Raw genomic sequence first — 21,033 nt, forward strand, 5'->3', positions numbered from 1 at the left:
ATGTTGCGGCAGAATAACAATTTTGGAGGAATACGTTATGGCCGATATGATGCGTGCAGTCGAGATAACCGAACCTGGTGGACCGGATGTTTTGCAAGTGACGGAGCGCCCCATTCCCCAGCCAGAGCAAGGACAAGTGGTGATCAAGGTTGCGTGGGCTGGTGTGAACCGCCCCGATGCGCTGCAACGCGCAGGTGCCTATGCGCCGCCACCGACGGCGAGCGACCTGCCAGGGCTTGAGGCCTCGGGCGAAGTGGTTTCTGTCGGTGCGGGTGTCACTGACGTGGCCGTGGGTGATCTGGTTTGTGCTTTGCTGCCGGGTGGTGGATACGCTGAGTATGTGGCCACCCCTGCTGCGCATTGCTTGCCGGTTCCAAAAGGTCTTGGTCTGAAAGAAGCCGCCTGCCTACCTGAGACATTCTTCACTGTCTGGTCCAACGTCTTTATGCGCGGTGGGCTGAAAGCAGGTGAGCGGATTTTGATCCACGGTGGTTCTTCCGGGATCGGGACGACAGCGATACAACTGGCCAATGCTTTCGGCGCGCGGGTCTTTGTGACTGCCGGTAATGATGAAAAATGTGACGCTTGCGTCAAGCTGGGCGCAGAGCGCGCTATCAATTATCGCAATGAAGATTTCGTAGAAGTGATGAAGGCAGAAGGCGGCGCCGATCTGATCCTTGATATGGTCGGCGGAGACTATATCGCACGCAACCTCAACGCTTTGGATATGGAAGGGCGACTGGTGCAAATCGCTTTCCTTCAAGGCGCAAAAGCAGAGATAAACTTTGCTCAGCTAATGATGCGCCGCTTGACCATGACGGGTTCGACCCTTCGCCCACAATCCGATCTGGCCAAAGCCCGCATCGCCACAGAGTTGCGCGAAGCAGTCTGGCCGTTGCTGGAAGCGGGCCGCGTTGCACCCGTGATGGACAGCGAATTCGAATTTGAAAACGCTTCTGCCGCCCATGCGTATCTGGAGGCCAGCGGCCACATCGGTAAGCTTGTTCTCAAGGTTGGCGGTTAGGCTCCGGCCGATGATTGCGGCCCCACATAGCGGACGCAATCATCCGGAAAATAGACTAGGGCCGGACAAGATCGTTCGGCCCTAGCGAAGCGGCTCGAACAGAGCATCTTTCAGAGGACAGTCCGTGATTGTGTCTCGGCCGCAGGGGACAGGCTCCAAATCGCGTGAAAGACAAATGCGGGCTTCCTGAATGTACCCTTTGCGGCAGGTGATTGTGATGCTGTCAGGGTTAAGGTCAGGGTTTTCTTTTAAAAATGCTTCTTCGACGACCGATGCAGGTAGTTTTACTGTCCGGTCGAGCTTTCGGAAGATCGCTGGTCTGGTGACTGTTTCGTAGGCGCGGCGTGACAGGGCGTAATAATCTTCGGCGGTCAGGTCGGTGCAACTGCCGTGTTTTTTCCACTGATGCCACGCAAGGCCCGGCGTGCCCATGATGTCGGCCATCTGTGCTGTGATCCCGCGTGAGGGGGGGCGCTGCGCAGTTTGGCAGAACGATGGGTAGCCGCGGTGGAATTGCGGCCACAGACCATGCAGAATCCAGCCATAATCTGCTGACGCATCGCATTGCGGGGATCGGCGCGCATCGCCTTCCAGCGCACACCAGTTCGCCGACCAGCTCAGCGCCATGACGAAATAATCAAATTCACCAGCGCGTTCGCCTTCGGCGCGCGCGCATAGCGCGCTGAACGATAGCAGGAGGGCTAGATAAATGCGGCGCATGTCGGGTCTTTCCTTATGGTCGGTCTTTATCTATATAAGCCACAAGTTCCCCCAAATTGGAAACGGTTCCGGCCTCCGGGACAGCCTAAGTCAGGCGACGGGGAAGGTGCGTTTATAGGAGAGAGACATGGCAAAACCGATTATGGCAAAAGCCACAGCCGTTTGGCTGGTAGACAACACAACAATCGGCTTCAAGCAGATCGCGGATTTCGTTGGCATGCACGAGCTGGAAATTCAGGGCATCGCGGATGGTGATGTGGCTGCCGGTGTCAAAGGCTTTGATCCCATTGCAAACAACCAGTTGACCGAAGAAGAGATCAACAAGGCGCAGGAAAACCCGCTTCACAAGCTGGCGCTGAAGTTCAACGCCGCTGCCGCTGGTGAAGAAAAGCGCCGCGGCCCGCGTTACACGCCGCTCAGCAAGCGTCAGGACCGTCCTGCTTCGATCCTGTGGCTGGTCAAGTTCCACCCGGAACTCTCCGACGCTCAGGTGAGCAAGCTTGTCGGTACAACCAAGCCGACAATTCAGGCGATTCGCGAGCGTACGCACTGGAATATCTCCAACATCCAGCCGATCGACCCTGTCGCCCTTGGCCTGTGTAAACAGTCAGAACTGGACGCGATGGTACAGAAAGCGGCGGCCAAAAAGGCAGCCGAAGGTGGTGTCATGTCTGATGACGAACGTCGCAAGCTGGTGAGCACCGAGCAGAGCCTTGGCATGGACACCGAACCACGTATGCCAACAGCGATTGAAGGGCTTGAGACGTTTACTCTTTCCGGCGAAATGGCTGAAGATGACGAAGACGATAAGAAGCCAGGCGATTTCTCTGATGCCGACAGCTTCTTTAACCTTCCCGACGATAGCGACGAAGGCGAAGACGACAAGTGATCGCCTCTGTCCTGCGGTGCGGAACCAAAGCAGGGCTGATCGGGTTTATCTTTCAAGGGGCGTCCTGCCACGGGCGCCCCTTGTCTAATTAAAGGTAGGGCGAATGCTGTGATCTATTATTTTCAATGGCTTCTGTTTGGGCTGACGGCCATTTTGGTGACGGCAACTCTTCTACCTCTGAGTAAGATCCGCTTCGGCGCGATACGCGGTCTTGCTTTTCCTCGGGTCCAATTATTCTGGATTGCCGTCGGGCTGGCTGTTGCGTCGCTAGCGGTGCCGCTAGGGTTTTGGATTGCAGCGGTGCTTTTGCTCGTTGCCTTGGCCCAGCTCGCTTATATCGTAAAATTCACTCCGCTTTGGCCGCGCCAGTCTGTAGATGCGGATGCGCACCAGCAGGCTGACAGTCGCTGTCATATTTCGCTGCTGGCGGCAAATGTTAAAAAATCCAACCGCGATTATGCGGCGTTGATAGATCTCACTGGTAAGCATAAGCCCGACGTCCTGATGGCGATCGAGGTTGATGAAGATTGGATTGGCGCCCTGGAGGCGCAATTGAAGGATAAGTATCCGCACTTGATTTCGGTGCCGAAAGAAACAGGATATGGCATGTGTGTGATGTCACGCCTGCCTTTGTCAGATTCCGAAGTCCGCGAAATCGTCACAGAGGGTGTCCCATCGGTGCGGACGACTGTCACGCTTGGGACTGGTGCGGAACTCCGGCTTTATGTTGTGCACCCTGAACCGCCTGTCATAGATCATGACACCAAAGGCCGCGACAGCGAGATTGCTCATATCGGGATAGAGGCGGCGCGTGACACATTGCCCTCCATCGTCACGGGTGATCTGAATGATGTTGCTTGGTCGACGACCACGCGTGGCTTTCAACGTCTCTCAGGTTTGTTAGATCCGCGCGTGGGGCGGGGGTTTTTCAACACCTTTAGCGCATTTCATTGGTGGGCAAGATGGCCGTTAGATCACTTGTTCCATGATCCGCAGTTTCGCTTGATCAATATGGCCCGGCTTGAGAAAATCGGCTCGGATCATTTTCCGATGCTGTTCAGGCTCGCATTGGTCGAGGACCCTGCGCAAAAAAGTGAGACAGGGACGGTCGACGCCGAAGAAAAGGCCGATATTAAGGGAATGATCGCAAAGGAGCAGAAACGTGATCGTGATCCAATCGGTACCGATTGGGAAGATTGAAGCAGGTCGTCAGCTTCGCTTTGATTACAGGCTTTTGCGGGCGCGCATCGCTGCGGTGATTGTGCCGTCATCAAGGTAATCAAGCTCACCTCCGATCGGGACGCCTTGTGCCAGCGATGTAAGTTGCACCTGACCTTCAAGCTGATCGGCAATGTAATGCGCGGTTGTTTGTCCGTCTATCGTTGCATTAAGCGCAAGAATGACTTCGGTAATACCTTCGCTTTGGACGCGGTCCAACAGGCGGGGGATGCGCAGCTCTTGCGGACCTACAGCATCAAGCGCGGACAGCGTACCGCCAAGAACGTGATAGCGGCCTTTAAAAACGCCAGATCGCTCCATCGCCCACAAATCCGCTACGTCCTCCACGATGCATAGCTCTCCGTTGGCACGCTTGTTGCTGTCACAGATATCGCAAATGTCTGCCGTTCCGACATTACCGCAATTCAGACATTCGCGTGCTGTCGCGGCCACCTGCTGCATAACATCCGCCAAGGGCGTCAGAAGCAAAGCCCGCTTTCGGATCAGATGCAGCACTGCACGGCGCGCCGACCGAGGGCCGAGGCCGGGCAGCTTTGCCATCAGCTCGATCAAGGCATCGATGTCGCGGGTCGAACTCATCTAGTCACTCCCGCGGCATCAGAGGGTTTGGTTTGCAAAGCAAGATCAAAGAAGATCAGACTTAGAAAGGCAGCTTCATGCCAGCGGGCAGGCCAAGGCCTTCGGTCAGCTTGCCCATCTCTTCGGCGGCGCGTTCGGAGGCTTTGCCTTGGGCGTCCTTGATTGCAGCAAGGATCAGGTCTTCGACGACTTCTTTGTCATCGCCGTTAAAGATCGACGGGTCAATGTCGAGAGCTTTCAATTCGCCTTTGGCAGTGCAGGTCGCTTTAACAAGGCCCGCCCCTGCTTCGCCCGTGACCATGATGTTGTGCATCTCGTCCTGCAGCTCAGCCATTTTGCCCTGCATTTCCTGGGCTTTCTTCATCATCCCGGCCATATCGCCGAGGCCGCTTAATCCTTTGAACATGGTGTTCTCCTGTCGATGGGTTGTTTCAGTATATGTTGGTTTGTGTCGGGATCGACAAGGGGCGCTTAACTATCCTCGAAAGGATCCCATTCGTCTTCGACCTCGGGCAAGGCTTCGCTGACGGCAGCGGCGGCGATGTCTTCGGCGGTTCTGATTTCGGTAATTTTTGCTTTCGGGAACTGGGCAAGAACAGCCAGCATCAGCGGATGCGCTTCTGCATCTGCGCGTAGGGCGTTCTGCTTGGCATCACGTAATGAGGCGATAGTGGGTGCGCCACCGGTATTAACCACGGTGACTGCCCAACGGTTGCCCGTCCACAGTTGAAGCTTTGCCCCGATACGGTGGGCCAGATCACGTGGTGCGGAATCTGTCGGCACAAATTCGATTCGACCAGGTTGATAAGCCGCAAGCTGTAGGGATGTTTCCACCTCTACCAGCAGCTTCACATCGCGGTTATGCCGGATGAGTTCCAGCACATGTTCGAATGTTGGATAATGCGCCAACGCAGAGGCCGGATCATGTGCCAAGGCAGTGGTCTGGCCCGCCGCGTTCGGCGCTGAGGACATGCGCGTTTGTGCGTGCGTTACTGCCTGTGCGCCTGCACTGCCCGCCGGCGAAGACGGTCCGGGCGCGGGTGAAGCGCCGGGTGCCGGTGCCGGAGTGTTTTGAAGTGTGCGGACCAATTCGTCGGGTGAAGGCAAATCAGCCACATGTGTCAATCGGATGATCGCCATTTCGGCTGCCATCATCGCATTGGGCGCGCTGGCGACTTCTTCCAACGCTTTTAGCAGCATTTGCCAAAGGCGGGTCAGCACACGAATGGGAAGCTCGCTGGCCATGACGCGGCCACGGTCGCGCTCTTCAGGAGAGATTGTTGGATCTTCGGCGGCATCCGGCGTGATTTTCACCACACTGATCCAATGGGTGATCTCGGCCAGATCGCGCAGCACGGCCATGGGGTCGGCCCCTTCGGCATATTGCGCACCAATCTCTGTCAGCGCGCCGGCCGCATCACCGCGCAGGATCATATCAAGCAAGTCCAAGACCCGTGCGCGGTCGGCGAGACCTAGCATTGCGCGGACCTGCAAAGCAGTCGTTTCACCGGCGCCGTGGCTAATGGCCTGATCCAGCAACGATGTCGCGTCACGCGCAGAACCCTCGGCCGCACGGGTGATCAGCGCAAGGGCGTCTTCAGTAATTTCTGCACCTTCGCTGCCGGCGATCTTTTGCAGAAGTGCAATCATCACCTCCGGTTCGATACGGCGCAGGTCAAAGCGCTGGCACCGCGACAGAACCGTGACAGGTACTTTGCGGATCTCTGTGGTGGCGAAGATGAATTTGACGTGTTCGGGGGGTTCTTCGAGCGTTTTGAGCAGCGCGTTAAACGCACCGGTAGAGAGCATGTGAACTTCATCGATGATGTAGACTTTGTAGCGGGCCGAAGCGGCGCGGTAGTGAACCGAATCGATGATCTCGCGGATGTTGGCCACACCGGTGTTGGACGCGGCATCCATTTCGATCACGTCGACGTGACGGCCTTCCATGATGGCCGTGCAATGTTCACAAACGCCGCAAGGTTCTGTTGTCGGGCCGGAGGTACCATCGGGGCCAATGCAATTCATACCTTTTGCGATGATCCGTGCGGTGGTGGTTTTACCCGTGCCGCGAATGCCAGTCATGATGAACGCTTGGGCGATGCGGTCAGCTTCGAAAGCGTTCTTGAGCGTGCGTACCATCGCCTCCTGCCCGACCAGATCGGCGAAGGTTTCGGGGCGGTATTTACGGGCAAGCACGCGGTAGGCGGTGGCGTCTGACATGAGGATCCTGACGATGGGATTCGGGAGATAGCTGTAAGGTAGGCGCTGGTGCGCGCGGGGGCAACGGGGAGGGGGGATTATACCGCTAGAGAGCCCAAAGGATACCGCCTGTCGCGACCGCACCAAAGGCAAGAATGACAGCGATAATCTGCATGCGCTTGATCGGTTGTGCATGGGCTTGGTTGTCATGCAGGCGTGACAACGTTTGGCGGGCAGAGGATTGCGCTGCCCAGAAAATGAAAATGGCAAGGACGACAAAAATAGTTGCGACAACCTTGGCAAGCCATGTTGGCTCGAACTCGCCGAAAACTGCGCGCAGGCCTATGGCAAGGGCAACAGCGGCCATGCCCGTTCGCATCCAGCCTGCGAACGTGCGTTCGTTGGCCAGTATGGTCCGGTCTTCCGCCCAGTCGGTGCGGTCTTGGGCAAGTTCGTTTTCCTGTGGCATTGAACTTTAGTGGCGCAATAGTGTTACTATGACAAGTGGTGACCAGTTTGGAGGATGCGATGCGGCTTAAGGGAATTCGACGTAGTAGCAATGTCGAGCGGCGTGGCAGCGGCACGCGGAGGATGGGCGGCAAAAGCAGCCTTGGCGTGGCAGGTGTTCTGGCGGTACTGGCAATCGGCTATTTCACCGGCATTGATGTGTCGCCTCTTTTGCAGGGTGGCAGTGTTCAGCAAGAAAGCCGCGGCGCGGCCGTCGGCGATGATGCGGCCAGCACATTTAGCGCGCAGGTGCTGACGACAACAGAAGAAGTCTGGACGAACGTGTTCCGCGACCAGCTTGGCCGTACATACGAGCCGCCGAAACTGGTAATATTCGATGGCGTGACGCAAAGCCCCTGTGGGGGTGCCAGCGGTGCGTCCGGCCCGTTTTATTGTCCTGCTGACAGCAAAGCATATCTGGATACCGATTTCTTCCGTGCTTTGGATCGCCAGATGGGGGCCGGCGGCGACTTTGCCGCGGCTTATGTCATCGCGCATGAAGTGGCTCACCACGTCCAGAATGAACTGGGTATCTTGCCTAAGGTGAACGCAGCGCGCCAGCGAGGGTCTGAGGCAGAGGCAAATGCGCTGACTGTTCGCCTAGAGTTGATGGCGGATTGCCTGTCGGGTGTGTGGGCGCGAAATGTCAAAGGCTTGATGGAACGGGGCGATCTGCAAGAAGCGTTAAACGCCGCCCGCAAGATTGGTGATGACCACCTTCAACGGCAGGCAGGTCGCGTGCCGCAGCCGCACACGTTCACCCACGGCACATCTGAACAGCGCGCGAGCTGGTTTGGTCGCGGGTATGATACAGGCGCGGTAGGAGAGTGCGATACCTTCGCAGCGGCAAGGTTGTGATTGCTAGTTTTAGGGTCCTATGGGGCGCGTTCTGTGAATGCCTCTGTAGGACTTCTGCGCTTTTTGCGGTGCAAAAAACACTAAGGTGAGAGATTGATAACGACCCAAGCGGGACTCGTTGTGGCTGCTTCCTTCCGGATCTGACCAGGTTGGCGAGGCGCCTGCCCGCACCAACCTCTCAAGGGGTCATATAGGCAATCTATCGCGATGCTGCAAGACTAGAGCGTGATAGAAAGGCTCAGAAAGCCTTGCGGCGTTGTTCCCAATACCTGCGGCTTTAGATCGGCAATCTCTTCAAGGTAATTCTGTGCATCTGGGTGCGTCAGAAAAGATGTCTCAACGCCGTTCTGCGGTGCAAAGCGCCATGGTGGCTGCCCTGCGTAGGGATGGGGGGCAGAGCTGCGCAAGACGCCAATGATGGCATCCTGAAGAGCGCGATCGCTTGCTGCTACGATCCGATCAGGGTTTGTCAGCGGATAGCCCCCGCCGCCAGCGACACGGAATTGGTTCGTAGCCAATATGAATTCTTGCTGGGGTTCCACAGGCACGTCGTCAAAATTCATCTCTGTAATGCGGGTGTGCTTCGGTGCTGTCGGATCGATCCGGATGTGCAGGCCAAAAATTGTGTCAAATTGAAACCCAGGAATTTCTGGATTTATCAGCATCTGCATTGGCTGATTGGGCTGCAACGCGTTGAAAAAAAGTACCGAATGCTCAAGCCAATTCTTCAGTTCTGCCCCAGTGATCCGGATGGCGACGGTTTGGTTTGCAAAATGATTCATGCCCGCAATATGGCGCTTTAGAACTTCGCCTTCGGGGATAAACACATAGTTTTCCGGTCCGTCCCGTCCGCCTGCGCTGTGCGCCGCCACCGCAGAAAGCACCGGTGTGCTTTCATCTTGGGTGCCCGCGATCATCTCAGAGACTAAACGGTGCTGCGCACGCGCAACAAGTAACTGCGTAGATGCAGGGGCAACCAAAGAGAAAAAGCTGTGAAGGTTTTCACCTGTACTTGCGACCGGCACGTTCAATGCTGCCCTGACTTCAGCGTGCTTTGTCGCGGTAAGAGCTTTGATTGTTTCTGACGGGGCAGGAGGGTTATGGCCTGTATTTGACAACAGCACACACTGGTGTTCGACGACCTGCCAGCCACTTATCGCGTCGTATGATAAATCCAGATCGATGATGCCCAAGTCAGACCCGGCATGGCCCGGCATAACCGTAGGAATATCCCCGATCATACTCTTGCAAAGGTCCACGCCTTTTCGATCGGCATAGTCCGATGAGGGGAAGCGGCGATGTGTATGTCCGAGCACCATTGCGTCTACAAAGCCTGCCTGCACAACAACATGGGCGGCGCGCTCAGACAGTTCGGGGCTGTCCGGATCGCCGACGCCAAGATGCGCAAGCATCACAATTAAATCGGCGCCGCTTTGTCGCAGGGCGGCAGCGGCGTTTCGTATGGTCGCGCTCAGGGGCTCTAGCGTGGTTTGATCGCTCAAGTGATGGCTCTGCCACGCAACGCTTTGTTCTGGTAGGACAGACAGCATGCCAAGCGTCAATGGCGCAGGGGCGTTCGGGCCAATATCCATGGGTAACAAAAGGCTTTGTTGCAGCGGGTGGATGTCATTTCCATGTAGGTTCGAGCTGAGTATCGGCATCTTCAAGGCGCGTGCGATAGCCTTGAGATAGGGAAGGCCATGATCCAGATCGTGGTTTCCAAGTCCGACCGCATCGTAGTCCAGATAATTGAGCGCCGCGACAATAGGATGGTCGGGTCGCACGTCCTCTGCGACAAGATAGCTGGCCAGCGGCGTGCCTTGAAATGTGTCGCCATTATCCACCAGCGCTACCGGTATGCCCTTGGCCTTAGCCTGCGCGCGCGCCTCTGCAATCAGGGTAGCAAGTCCGGCAAGGCCGCCGCCTTGTGTCGGCTGGTCCTTGATGTAGTCATACGGCAGAAGATGGCCATGCAGGTCAGTTGTTGCCAGCAAGCGAATTTGCGCGGCAGGCCGCGTCGGGGATTGCTGGGACGAGATAAACGGGGCTGCCATAAAGAAAAAATACCACCTACAGTTGCAGGGGTAAATCGGAATATGCGTAAGCGTTGCATGATTCCCTTGGATCGCCCAAACATCCAACAACATCCGAGTGGTTCAAAAGGAATTTCGAATGAAGAACGCAGAACATGTGACATTTGGCGGCTCTGGCCTTGACCGCGCGGGAGAGCTGCGCAGCGATCCGAAAGCCCTGAGCGAAGCGTTGGCTGACCCGTCAGCACGTGCTGTTGTGTTCTGGCGCGGCAAGCCTCTCATTTCTGCAGAGCGCCCTGCGGGATTGATCCGGCTTGCACTGGATCACGCAGCATTGCGCGACTCGGATACGCCGCCAATTCTGTTGGGCCGTGAAGAGGGCGGGCCAGTGTTCGCGGTTGATCTATCCGCTTGGGCACCGTCCGATCTGGATGAGCGCAACCTTGGCGGATTTATGGACCCAAGCGAACAACGCCACCCTTCTTTGCCGGATTGGATGGTATTTGCCGAATTGCGGCGTGTCATGACGTGGCTGACGCCGCGCGATGCGGAGCTTGCAGCGTCTGGCAAAGCGGTCTTCGGCTGGCATGAAATTCACCAGTTCTGTGCGTGTTGCGGGGCCAAGACCGAGCTTGCGCAGGGAGGCTGGCAGCGGCATTGCCCTGCATGTGGGGCCTCCCACTTTCCGCGAACAGATCCGGTCGTGATCATGTTGATCACGCACGGGAATTCAGTTTTGGTAGGGCGGTCGCCCGGTTGGCCTCAGGGAATGTATTCACTGTTGGCCGGTTTTGTTGAGCCGGGTGAGACGTTGGAAGCTGCCGTGCGCCGTGAGGTGTTCGAGGAAGCGGGGGTGCGCGTGGGAGAGGTAGGCTATCTTGCCAGCCAGCCATGGCCGTTCCCTGCTTCGCTGATGTTTGGATGTTGGGGCCATGCGACCACCAGCGAAATAACCATTGATCCGCTTGAGATCGAGGATGCCCGTTGGGTCACCCGCGAAGACATGATGGCCGTATCACAAGGGCATCATCCCGAGATTATGCCAGCGCGAAAAGGGGCGATCGCTCATTTTCTCATAGAGCGTTGGCTTGGAGATGAACTGGATTAACTTCACGATAGGCATTTCGTTACGAAGTGGCTTGAACCTATCCAGAGAGGCCCTAAAATCCACAAGACGCATAAAAAGAATAATATGAGGCAGTCATGAAATTCGCGAGCAAAGAAGACATCGAGGCGCCGATTGATGCTGTGTTTGCGATGCTGTGTGACTTCGAAATGTTCGAACGCGCTGCCATGCGTCGGGGCGCGGAGGTGCAGCGAACAGACACCAAGGCAGCGCTTGGGGTCGGCATGGGGTGGCGGACGGCTTTCAGTTTGCGCGGCAAGCGGCGTCAGGTCGAGATTGAAATGGTCACCTTCGACAAACCTAACGAAATGGTCTTCGAGTGTCGCTCGCAAGGGTTGATGTCACTGATGACTGTAGAACTGGTTGCCCTTTCCAAAAGCCGCACGCGGATCATGATGAGCTTTGACGTAAAGCCTCTTAACCTGTCTGCGCGTCTGCTGGTGCAATCGCTCAAACTGGCAAAAACATCGTTGACCAAGAAATACAAACTGCGGGTCGCGGAATTTGTCAAAACGCTCGAAGAGCGGCACTTGAGCGCCTGAATTGCTTTTAGGTTGCGATATCCCAACGACCGGGATCAGCGGGATACACGCCGAGAATCTCTAGCATATTTGTGAAGTAAGAAAGTTCTTCCAATGCGCGCTGAACTGCCGGATCGTCAGGGTGCCCTTCGATGTCGGCGTAGAATTGTGTCGCCGTGAAAGACCCGCCAACCATATAGCTTTCTAGCTTGGTCATGTTGACGCCGTTCGTCGCAAAGCCGCCCATCGCCTTGTACAAAGCCGCAGGAATGTTGCGCACTTCGAAGACGAAAGTCGTCATCATCTTGGTGCCGCGCCGTGTGAGATCAATCTCTGGCGCCATCAGCAGGAACCGCGTGGTGTTGTGATCAAGATCTTCGATGCCATCGGCCAATACCTCAAGCCCATGGATATTCGCGGCGACCGCGCTGGCCAGAACGCCTTCATGGGCGGGCCCGCCTGCGGCCAATTCCTCCGCTGCTCCGGCGCTGTCGGCCGCGGCCTCTGCGGTGATCCCGTGTGCATCTAGGTAACTACGGGCCTGCGGCAGCAGAACAAGATGCGCACGGACATGTTTGACTTGTTCCAGTGTGGTTCCGGCACGCGCCATCAAGGCGATCCGAACGCGTACAAAAGCTTCGCCAATGATGTGCATGCCGCTTTCGGGCAGCAGCCGGTGAATGTCTGCGACGCGGCCATAGGTCGTATTTTCGACCGGAAGCATGGCCAGATCTGCGCGGCCTTCCCGCACGGCGCGCAAGACACCTTCGAAAGTTGTGCAAGGCACTGGAATTCCGTCGGGCCGTGCCTGCAAACAGGCCTCATGACTATAGGCGCCAAGAGCGCCCTGAAACGCGATGCGCTGTGGCTGTTTTGTGGTCATCACATCGGTCCTTTTGAAAAACATAGCGACTTGGGCGATTGGTCGCGGTAACTACACCTTGCTTGCAGAGAGGGAAAGCAATAGATAGCGCGTCAAACAACTGAAAATTTTTTAAAACGATGGACTGACCCATGGATACAATGACCCTTACGAAAGTAGCTGCTGGTGTTTTGGGCGCATGGCTTGTGCTGTTGTTGGGCGGCTGGGCCGGCGAAGAGCTGTACCACTCCGAACTGCACGGCGAGCCGTCCTATGCGATCGCAGTTGACGGCGGAGAGGCCGCAGAGCCCGAAGCAGAAGTACCTTTCGAAGAGCTGCTTGCCGCAGCGTCGGCTGATAATGGTGCTAAAGTGTTCCGTAAATGCACCGCATGCCACAAGGCAGAGCAGGGCGCGAACGCAACTGGTCCTTACCTTTACGGTGTTGTGGGTCGTGCAATCGATTCTGCGGAGGGCTTCCAGTACTCCGGCGCGCTTGAGCAAGTCGGCGATGTATGGAGCCCCGAGAACCTCAATGCGTTTTTGGAAAAACCAAGCGCATCGGCACCAGGAACAACAATGGGTTTCGCAGGCTTGAACAAGGCTGAAGACCGCGCAGACGTAATCGCCTATCTGGATAGCCTCGATAACTAATTCGGGACCAAATGAGCGTTAGAATCACAAAGGGTCGCCTTCGGGCGGCCTTTTTGCTGTTTGCTGACAGATTTCCGCCAGATCACAGAGTTGCAACTTGTATCTTGGCGTGCGTGGCCTTTAGCTTACATTTCTGAATGCACAGCCCGTTTGATTTGCCCCAAGGAGCCTCTTCATGACGTCAGATACTTTTGCCCCCAAGCGCCCCTTCTCCATCGCGCAGCTTTGCTCTGCCCTCGCGGTGGGCGCATGTGCGGTAATCTGGGGCGAAGCAGTTCAGGCAGAAGAGCATCAAGAAACAATCACGAGCCATGGCTATTCTTTCTACGGTGATTTGAGCTATCCCGCAGATTTCCCGCATTTCAATTATGTGAACCCCGAAGCTCCAAAGGGCGGAGAAATTTCGATCTCAACGCTTGGTACATTCGATTCGATGAACCCTTATTCCCGCAAGGGCCGTGGTGGCGTGTTGAGCACAGTGATGTACGAGAGCCTGCTGGGCGAAGGGGTTGGCGGCGAATCCGCGCCAGCCGATGTATATTCAGAGTATTACTGCCTGTTGTGCAAAAGCGTTGAATACCCCGAGACAAAAGACTGGGTGGTCTTCCACATGCGCCCCGAGGCGCGATTTTCCAACGGCGATCCGGTCACGGCCCACGACATCGCGTTCTCGCATAACCTGCTGCTAGAGCAGGGGCTGAAATCTTACGCCGATTATGTGCGCAAACAGATCCCGAAAGTAGAAGTGATCGACGATTACACAATCAAGTTCTATTTCACCGAAGGAATCTCGCGCCGCAGTTTGATTGAACAAGTCGGCGGTGTGCCTGCGTGGTCTAAGAAATGGTATGATGAAACAGGCGCGCGGCTGGACGAAAGCCGTTTGGAAACGTCGCCGGGCTCTGGTGCCTATATGATCAATAGCGTCGATGTGAACCGCCGCATCGTCTACAAGCGCAATCCTGACTATTGGGGTAAGGACCTGCCGTTCAACGTGGGGCGCAACAACTTTGACGCCATCCGCGTTGAATACTTCGGTGATGAAAACTCCGCTTTTGAGGCTTTTAAATCGGGTGAGTATACGTTCCGCAATGAAGGCAACTCAAAGCAGTGGGCGACAGCCTATGACTTCCCGAAAGTTGAAGACGGCTTTGTTGTGAAAGAGGAGATCCCGGACGGATCGCCCCCGTCACCAGCGGGTATTGTGTTTAACCTTGGTCGTGAAGTGTTGCAGGACAAACGCGTACGCGAAGCTGTATCGCTTGCCTTCAACTTTGAATGGATCAACGAATCGCTGCAATACGGGCTGTTCAAGCAGCGTGCGTCTTTCACCCAAGATACGCCCTTGATGGCGATGGGAATGCCGGAAGGGCCAGAGTTGGCCCTGTTGCAACGCCTTGGCGACGTGATTTCGCCTGAGATGCTGACCGAAGAGGTGCGTCTGCCGCACACGTCCAACGCGGACCGCCTTTTTGACCGGCGCAACGCGCGTGCTGCGATGAAGCTGTTGGATGACGCTGGCTGGGCCGTGGGTGATGACGGCAAACGGCGCAATGCGCAAGGTGAGCCGCTTAAGCTGACCTTCCTGCTGAACTCTGCCGGGTCTGCAACATTGTCGGCTGTGATTGAGAATTTCATGTCCAATCTTTCAAGCTTCGGCATCGACGCCGTTCTGGAGAAAGTGGACAGCTCACAATACACCGCCCGCGAGCGAGATCGCGATTATGACATGGTCTATGATCAATACGCGGCCTTCTTGGGTACAGGTACAGGTCTTTCCCAGCGGTATGGATCAGAAGCGGCAAGCTATTCGCTGTTTAACCCCGCTGGCCTGGCCAGCCCGATGGTGGACGCTATCATCGAAGCATCCCTGAGGGCCGAAACCCGCGAAGAGGAAGAAGCGGCGATGATGGCGCTGGATCGCGCGTTGCGCCATGAATTCATCATGATTCCGGCGTGGTACAACGATGTCTACTGGACTGCCTACTACGATCAGTATGACCATCCAGAGGATCAACCCGCCTATGCGCTGGGCTATCTGGATTTCTGGTGGTACGACGCCGACAAAGCAGAAAAACTGCGCGCGGCAGGCGCATTGAGGTAATCCATGGGCGCCTATATTCTCAGAAGGCTATTGCTGATCCCCGTCACGTTGTTTGGGATCATGCTGGTCAATTTTGCACTGGTCCAATTCGTACCGGGCGGACCGGTTGAGCAGGCAATTGCGCGGATTCAGGGCGGTGGCGATGTCTTTGGTGGCTTCGCCGGCTCCGGATCTGATTCCGAGACTGTAGATTTGGGCGGCAGTGACAACTATGTCGGCTCGCGTGGTCTGCCACCGGAATTTATTGCGGAGCTGGAGAAAGAATTCGGCTTCGACAAACCACCGGTCGAACGCTTTTTTCGCATGTTGGGCAACTATATGATGTTCGACTTCGGCGAGAGTTACTTTCGCTCAATCTCGGTGATTGATCTGATCAAAGAGAAGTTGCCAGTATCAATTACGCTGGGACTTTGGTCTACGCTAATTGCTTACCTTATTTCTATCCCGCTCGGGATCAAGAAGGCTGTGCGTGACGGATCGAAATTTGACACGTGGACATCGGGCGCAATCATTGCGGCCTATGCGATTCCCGGCTTTCTGTTTGCCATCCTATTGTTGGTTCTATTTGTACCTGCCAACTGTTTTCGCATCCCTGGTCTGTCGGATATGTGGCCCGGCGGGGCGGCGTTTAACCCCACCTGCTACGAGCTTTTCCCGCTGCGCGGCCTGACCTCGGATAACTTTGATCAACTCAGCCCATGGGGCAAGGTGACGGATTATCTTTGGCACATCACGCTGCCGGTTCTTGCCTCTACCATTTCCGCATTTGCCACCCTAACGCTGTTGACCAAAAATTCTTTTCTCGACGAGATCAAAAAACACTACGTGATGACGGCCCGCGCCAAGGGCTTGTCCGAACGGAAGGTGCTTTACGGTCACGTTTTCCGCAACGCGATGCTGATCGTGATCGCGGGTTTTCCGGCGGTGTTCATAGGTGTCTTTTTCGGCTCCAGTCTGATCATTGAAACGATCTTTTCTCTTGATGGTCTTGGGCGGTTGGGGTTCGAGGCCGCAGTGGCACGTGACTACCCGATCGTGTTTGGCACGCTGTTCATCTTCGGGTTGATTGGTCTTGTGGTCGGCATCATCTCGGACCTGATGTATGTGCTGGTTGATCCGCGCATTGATTTCGAGAAGAGGGAAGGCTGATGGCGTTGTCTCCGCTCAACCAGCGCCGCTGGCGCAATTTTACACGTAACAGGCGCGCGTTCTGGTCGCTGTGGATTTTCGCAGTGGTATTCACGTTGTCGCTGTTTGCCGAGTTTCTGGCGAACGATAAGCCGATCCTTGTGAATTACCGCGGCGACTATTTCATGCCGATCTTTAACTTCTATCCTGAGACGGCCTTTGGTGGAGATTTCCAGACTGAAGCCGCCTACCGCGATCCCGAGGTGAAGTGCCTGATTGCAAGTGGTGGTCTTGAGGATTGTTTTGACGATCCCGAAGGCATCGTCGCGCAGATTTCCGAAGGCACTTTCGGTGACGGCGTTGAAGGATTTCAAAAAGGATGGTCGATCTGGCCGCCGATACCTTACAGCTATGATACTGCCGTTGATCGACCCGGCGCAGCACCTCTGCCGCCAAACGGGGAGAATCTGCTGGGCACAGACGGGACCAAGCGTGATGTTCTGGCGCGGGTGATACACGGTTTCCGTCTGTCGATTGTGTTTACCCTGCTGGTTACGGGTCTTAGCACCATCATCGGCATCGCTGCCGGTGCCGTTCAGGGGTTCTTTGGAGGTTGGCTTGATCTGATATTCCAGCGCGTGATCGAGATTTGGACATCCACACCATCGCTGTATGTGATCATCATTATGTTCGCGATTTTGGGGCGTAGTTTTTGGCTCTTGGTGTTCTTGTTGGTGTTGTTTAGTTGGACGGCCCTTGTGGGCGTGGTGCGTGCCGAATTTCTGCGGGCGCGCAATCTGGAATATGTGCGTGCGGCGCGGGCGCTGGGCGTTGGCAATGTAACGATCATGTTCAGGCACATGCTGCCCAACGCAATGGTCGCGACGCTCACGATGTTGCCGTTCTTGATCACTGGCACCATCTCGTCCCTTGCGGTGCTCGATTTCCTCGGGTTCGGTTTGCCGTCTTCCGCGCCAAGCCTTGGGGAACTGACGTTGCAGGCCAAGCAGAACCTGCAAGCACCTTGGCTGGCGTTCACGGCCTTTTTCACCTTTGCGATCATGTTGTCGCTGCTTGTGTTTATTTTCGAAGGGATCCGCGATGCGTTCGATCCCAGAAAGACGTTCCAATGATGGCGACTCAAGATGGTTTCCGGTTAAATCATTATTCAGCCTGCGCTTGCATGGGCGGAGCTATTACTTTGGCGGTAGTCGCTGGTATGCGCAAATTGACAGTTACCTACCCGCCTATTCGGGAAAGAGTGGTCATGTTCGCTGGTTTCGTCTGGGCCACTGCGATTTTGACGGGTGTGGTGACATTCTGATGGCCCCACTTCTTGACGTTCAAAACCTTAGCGTGTCTTTCCGCCAAGACGGTAAACTGACGCCTGCGGTGAAAGGCATCTCTTTCCACCTTGAGCGCGGCGAGACGGTCGCGCTAGTGGGCGAGAGTGGCTCGGGGAAGTCGGTCTCAGCGCTGAGTACGGTATCGCTGCTTGGTGATACTGCTCATGTGGAGGGATCCGTCACATATGATGGGCAGCAGATGATCGGCGCCAATGAGGCGCTGCTGCGCAAAGTGCGCGGAAATGACATCAGCTTTATCTTCCAAGAGCCGATGACATCACTCAATCCGTTGCACACGATCGACAAGCAGCTAGCAGAAAGCCTGACTCTGCACCAAGGCCTGACAGGCGCGGCATTGCACCAGCGCATTCTGGAGCTGTTGGAAAAAGTCGGGATAAACGATGCCGAAAGCCGCCTCGGCTCTTATCCGCATCAGCTGTCTGGCGGTCAGCGCCAGCGGGTGATGATTGCGATGGCTCTGGCCAATAAGCCGGACGTTTTGATCGCGGATGAACCTACAACGGCGCTGGATGTGACCATTCAGGCGCAAATTCTTGACCTGCTCAAAGATCTGAAAGACAGCGAAGGCATGGGCCTGCTTTTCATCACCCACGATCTGGGTGTGGTGCGCCGGATCGCGGATCGTGTCTGCGTCATGCAGCACGGTGAGATTGTCGAGCAGGGGCCGACCAAGGACATTTTTGACAACCCCCAGCACCCCTATACGCAAAAGTTGCTTGGCGCGGAGCCTACGGGCCGTCCCGCCCCTGTACCAGTTGGAGCGGAAGTTGTTGCGCAGACAGAGCACCTGAAAATCTGGTTCCCGATCCAGCAGGGTTTGCTGCGCCGCACCGTTGGCCACGTGAAAGCGGTTAATGACGCGACCATCAGCGTGCGTGCCGGTGAAACCATCGGCATAGTGGGTGAAAGCGGTTCGGGCAAGACGACTTTGGCATTGGCGATCATGCGGCTGATTGCGTCGGAGGGCGGAATTACATTTATGGGCCAGAATGTCCGAAAGTGGTCGACCAAGGATCTGCGCCGCTTGCGCAAGGATATGCAGATCGTTTTTCAGGACCCGTTTGGCAGCCTGTCGCCTCGTATGACCTGCATGCAGATCATCGCGGAGGGCCTTGGTATTCACAAAGTTGACCCCGACCGAGATAAACGCGAGCTGGTGCATGATGTGATGGTTGAGGTCGGGTTGGACCCCGCCACAATGGACCGCTATCCGCATGAGTTTTCTGGTGGCCAGCGCCAGCGTATCGCGATTGCACGCGCGATGGTGCTGCGCCCGCGTTTGCTTGTGCTTGATGAACCAACATCGGCGCTCGACATGACTGTTCAGGTGCAAATCGTCGATCTGCTGCGCGCATTGCAGGTCAAATATGGGCTGGCGTATCTGTTCATCAGCCATGATCTGAAAGTTGTTCGCGCGATGTCGCACCGCGTCATTGTGATGAAGCGGGGCGATGTTGTGGAATATGGCGATGCGGACGCGCTTTACGATAACCCGCAAACGGAATACACGCGCACGCTGTTACAAGCTGCGACATGAGTTGCGACTGCCGCTGATTTACAGCGATGATATTTCAGAGGCGGTCCGGGCGCCGTAAAACTTAGCCCGGCCCAATCATAAAGCAGCTGACATTACGTGCTTTCAGTCGGCGGCATGCCAGATCGGCGGTTTCGCGGGTCATACCAAGGAAGTTGGCGTCAAACCCCTGCGGTTTTTGGATGACTTTGCGCAGCGAACCGTCAAGTGTGGCCATTTCAGCCAAAGCGGTCTTGATCAGCACTTTTTCGGCCGCATAGCGGCTGCCAAAGCGGCCAACGTTCACACCCCAATGACGCCCGCCTGATGTTGATACCCGTGTGACAACTTCTTGTGGGGCGGCCTGCTTGGCCGATTTTGGCTGTGCGCCAATAACGACAAGGCCCTTCGGCCGAAGGGTGGGGCGTACGGAAGTCTTGGCGACAGCAAGTATGACCTGCTCAACTGTTTCGCTCTGCTGTTCGGTGGGCGTGATTGCAGTGGGCTGCGCTTCAGCCACCTTTGGTGCTTCTGGAACAGGTGTGGCATTCGCTTGCGCGACTGCGGCATCAATGGCGGAGCTGAGGACGTCGTTCATCGCGTCAGATGCTTCGGTAACAGCGGCCAACACGGCCTCATCCGAACCAGGTCGAATTTTTGGGCGCTTGGATTCTTTGACTGCACGGATCAGGCGAATAGTCTTGCCCTTCGCGCCAGGGGCTGCGGTCTGTGGTTCTGGATCGGCTTGAGCAACGTATTCGGGAACTGCCGGCTTGCGCAAAGGAGCGGATGAAGGTGCCCGACGGAAACCCAAATCCATCAGTTCCGCAACTTTGGCATTACGGGAGGTCGTGGACGCGCCGCCAAACACGGTCACGATAATGCGTTCATTGCCGCGCTCTGCCGAGGCGGTGAGGTTGAAACCGGCAGCGCGGGTGTATCCCGTCTTGATCCCGTCTGCCCCTTTGTAAGAGGACAGGAACCGGCGGTTCGTGTGGGATACCTGACGAACGCCTGCGTCTGCAGTGATACGAGAGAACAGGTTGTAATACTGAGGGAAGTCATACAGGAGGTGACGCCCCATTGCGGTCATATCGCGGGCTGTCGAAAGGTGTCCGTTTTCAGTCAGTCCGTGCGCGTTCTTGAAGGTTGTACGGGTCATGCCCAACTGCTTTGCCGTGCGGTTCATCCGGCGTGCGAACTTCGCCTCCGAGCCCTCGATGGCCTCACCAATCGCTGTAGCCGCATCATTTGCTGATTTGACCGCTGCGGCGCGCACGAGGTAGCGCAAGGCAATTTTCTGTCCGGCCCGCAGGCCCAGCTTGCTTGGCTGTTCGGACGCCGCATTTTGGGACACCGTCACTTTAGTATCGAGAGAAATCTCACCGCGTTCGATCGCCTGAAACGCGATATAGAGCGTCATCATTTTGGTCAGGGATGCGGGATGAAGGCGCGTATCTGCGTTGCGTGCGTGCAAGACCTCGCCGGTGCGCGCATCAATAACGTAAGCTGCGTAGGGGGCGGCAATGGCGCTCATCGGGACGATGATGAACAGCCAGATAGCCGCAATTATGAATAGCCCGAAACGGGCCGGCTGCACGCGCCGAACCTTCATGGTAACCTGCCTAACTCTGCCTCTGACCCCCGATTTTTCGGGTGGCCGTATTATTTATCCCCTGAGGATAGCAGCAATTATGGCGTCTGATAA

At 56.1% G+C, this 21,033-nt stretch carries 19 protein-coding genes and 1 other RNA gene; 11 read left to right on the forward strand and 9 right to left on the reverse strand.

Annotation, left to right across the window (positions count from 1 at the left end; genetic code table 11):
* Window positions 1–37: 37 nt before the first annotated feature.
* Entirely contained in the window at window positions 38–1,024 is a 987-nt protein-coding gene (locus K3757_RS02320) for an NAD(P)H-quinone oxidoreductase (RefSeq protein WP_259998968.1), read from the forward strand.
* Between the two features lie 81 nt (window positions 1,025–1,105).
* Here K3757_RS02320 and K3757_RS02325 read toward each other — a convergent pair whose 3' ends face one another.
* Window positions 1,106–1,744 carry a ribonuclease T2 gene (locus K3757_RS02325; protein ID WP_259998970.1) on the reverse strand — a complete coding sequence of 213 codons (639 nt, stop codon included), beginning with the start codon at window positions 1,742–1,744 and terminating at the stop codon, window positions 1,106–1,108.
* A 127-nt stretch (window positions 1,745–1,871) separates the two neighbouring features.
* Between K3757_RS02325 and K3757_RS02330 the strand changes: the two genes are divergently transcribed.
* Entirely contained in the window at window positions 1,872–2,633 is a 762-nt protein-coding gene (locus tag K3757_RS02330) for a DUF1013 domain-containing protein (protein WP_259998972.1), read from the forward strand.
* A 108-nt stretch (window positions 2,634–2,741) separates the two neighbouring features.
* On the forward strand, window positions 2,742–3,833 hold the full coding sequence (locus tag K3757_RS02335; RefSeq protein ID WP_259998974.1) for an endonuclease/exonuclease/phosphatase family protein: 1,092 nt from the start codon (window positions 2,742–2,744) through the stop codon (window positions 3,831–3,833).
* A gap of 24 nt (window positions 3,834–3,857) precedes the next feature.
* On the opposite strand, the gene recR is transcribed toward K3757_RS02335, so the two are convergent.
* The 4 genes from recR to K3757_RS02355 all read right to left on the reverse strand — a co-directional run bounded on the left by recR (window position 3,858) and on the right by K3757_RS02355 (window position 7,122).
* Window positions 3,858–4,451: a recombination mediator RecR gene (gene recR / locus K3757_RS02340; protein WP_259998976.1), complete on the reverse strand. Its 594-nt coding sequence runs from the start codon at window positions 4,449–4,451 to the stop codon at window positions 3,858–3,860.
* Between the two features lie 61 nt (window positions 4,452–4,512).
* Entirely contained in the window at window positions 4,513–4,857 is a 345-nt protein-coding gene (locus K3757_RS02345) for a YbaB/EbfC family nucleoid-associated protein (RefSeq protein ID WP_259998978.1), read from the reverse strand.
* 65 nt (window positions 4,858–4,922) lie between these two features.
* The gene (locus K3757_RS02350; RefSeq protein ID WP_259998980.1) at window positions 4,923–6,674 is read right to left on the reverse strand and encodes a DNA polymerase III subunit gamma/tau; all 1,752 of its coding nucleotides are present in this window, start codon (window positions 6,672–6,674) and stop codon (window positions 4,923–4,925) included.
* A gap of 85 nt (window positions 6,675–6,759) precedes the next feature.
* The gene (locus K3757_RS02355; protein WP_259998982.1) at window positions 6,760–7,122 is read right to left on the reverse strand and encodes a YidH family protein; all 363 of its coding nucleotides are present in this window, start codon (window positions 7,120–7,122) and stop codon (window positions 6,760–6,762) included.
* A gap of 59 nt (window positions 7,123–7,181) precedes the next feature.
* Here K3757_RS02355 and K3757_RS02360 point away from each other — a divergent pair, with 59 nt between their 5' ends.
* On the forward strand, window positions 7,182–8,018 hold the full coding sequence (locus K3757_RS02360) for a neutral zinc metallopeptidase (protein WP_259998985.1): 837 nt from the start codon (window positions 7,182–7,184) through the stop codon (window positions 8,016–8,018).
* Between the two features lie 83 nt (window positions 8,019–8,101).
* Here K3757_RS02360 and ffs read toward each other — a convergent pair.
* Both ffs and K3757_RS02370 read right to left on the reverse strand, forming a co-directional pair.
* Window positions 8,102–8,199: signal recognition particle sRNA small type (ffs, locus tag K3757_RS02365), an RNA gene on the reverse strand.
* A 37-nt stretch (window positions 8,200–8,236) separates the two neighbouring features.
* Entirely contained in the window at window positions 8,237–10,072 is a 1,836-nt protein-coding gene (locus K3757_RS02370; RefSeq protein WP_259998987.1) for a 5'-nucleotidase C-terminal domain-containing protein, read from the reverse strand.
* 118 nt (window positions 10,073–10,190) lie between these two features.
* On the opposite strand from K3757_RS02370, the gene nudC reads away from it, so the two are divergent.
* Both nudC and K3757_RS02380 read left to right on the forward strand, forming a co-directional pair.
* The gene (gene nudC / locus K3757_RS02375; RefSeq protein WP_259998989.1) at window positions 10,191–11,159 is read left to right on the forward strand and encodes an NAD(+) diphosphatase; all 969 of its coding nucleotides are present in this window, start codon (window positions 10,191–10,193) and stop codon (window positions 11,157–11,159) included.
* A 95-nt stretch (window positions 11,160–11,254) separates the two neighbouring features.
* On the forward strand, window positions 11,255–11,719 hold the full coding sequence (locus K3757_RS02380; protein ID WP_259998991.1) for an SRPBCC family protein: 465 nt from the start codon (window positions 11,255–11,257) through the stop codon (window positions 11,717–11,719).
* Between the two features lie 7 nt (window positions 11,720–11,726).
* Here K3757_RS02380 and K3757_RS02385 read toward each other — a convergent pair whose 3' ends face one another.
* Complete coding sequence (locus K3757_RS02385; protein WP_259998993.1) at window positions 11,727–12,581, reverse strand: prephenate dehydratase; 855 nt, start codon at window positions 12,579–12,581, stop codon at window positions 11,727–11,729.
* A gap of 131 nt (window positions 12,582–12,712) precedes the next feature.
* On the opposite strand from K3757_RS02385, the gene K3757_RS02390 reads away from it, so the two are divergent.
* The 5 genes from K3757_RS02390 to K3757_RS02410 all read left to right on the forward strand — a co-directional run bounded on the left by K3757_RS02390 (window position 12,713) and on the right by K3757_RS02410 (window position 19,349).
* Window positions 12,713–13,213 (forward strand): cytochrome c family protein, encoded by a 501-nt coding sequence (locus K3757_RS02390; protein ID WP_259998995.1) that lies wholly within the window; start codon window positions 12,713–12,715, stop codon window positions 13,211–13,213.
* A 175-nt stretch (window positions 13,214–13,388) separates the two neighbouring features.
* Window positions 13,389–15,317, forward strand: a complete 1,929-nt coding sequence (locus K3757_RS02395) for an extracellular solute-binding protein (protein WP_259998997.1) — start codon at window positions 13,389–13,391, stop codon at window positions 15,315–15,317.
* A 3-nt stretch (window positions 15,318–15,320) separates the two neighbouring features.
* On the forward strand, window positions 15,321–16,466 hold the full coding sequence (locus K3757_RS02400) for a microcin C ABC transporter permease YejB (protein ID WP_259998999.1): 1,146 nt from the start codon (window positions 15,321–15,323) through the stop codon (window positions 16,464–16,466).
* The gene (locus K3757_RS02405) at window positions 16,466–17,578 is read left to right on the forward strand and encodes an ABC transporter permease (protein WP_259999001.1); all 1,113 of its coding nucleotides are present in this window, start codon (window positions 16,466–16,468) and stop codon (window positions 17,576–17,578) included. Before K3757_RS02400 ends, K3757_RS02405 begins: the two co-directional genes overlap by 1 nt.
* A gap of 190 nt (window positions 17,579–17,768) precedes the next feature.
* Window positions 17,769–19,349 (forward strand): ABC transporter ATP-binding protein, encoded by a 1,581-nt coding sequence (locus tag K3757_RS02410; RefSeq protein WP_259999003.1) that lies wholly within the window; start codon window positions 17,769–17,771, stop codon window positions 19,347–19,349.
* Window positions 19,350–19,410: 61 nt separating this feature from the next.
* Here K3757_RS02410 and K3757_RS02415 read toward each other — a convergent pair whose 3' ends face one another.
* Window positions 19,411–20,940, reverse strand: coding sequence for a D-alanyl-D-alanine carboxypeptidase family protein (locus K3757_RS02415; protein WP_259999005.1), 1,530 nt, complete (start codon window positions 20,938–20,940; stop codon window positions 19,411–19,413).
* Window positions 20,941–21,033: the final 93 nt, after the last annotated feature.

It is taken from the genome of Sulfitobacter sp. S223, assembly GCF_025143825.1.
GTDB lineage: Bacteria > Pseudomonadota > Alphaproteobacteria > Rhodobacterales > Rhodobacteraceae > Sulfitobacter.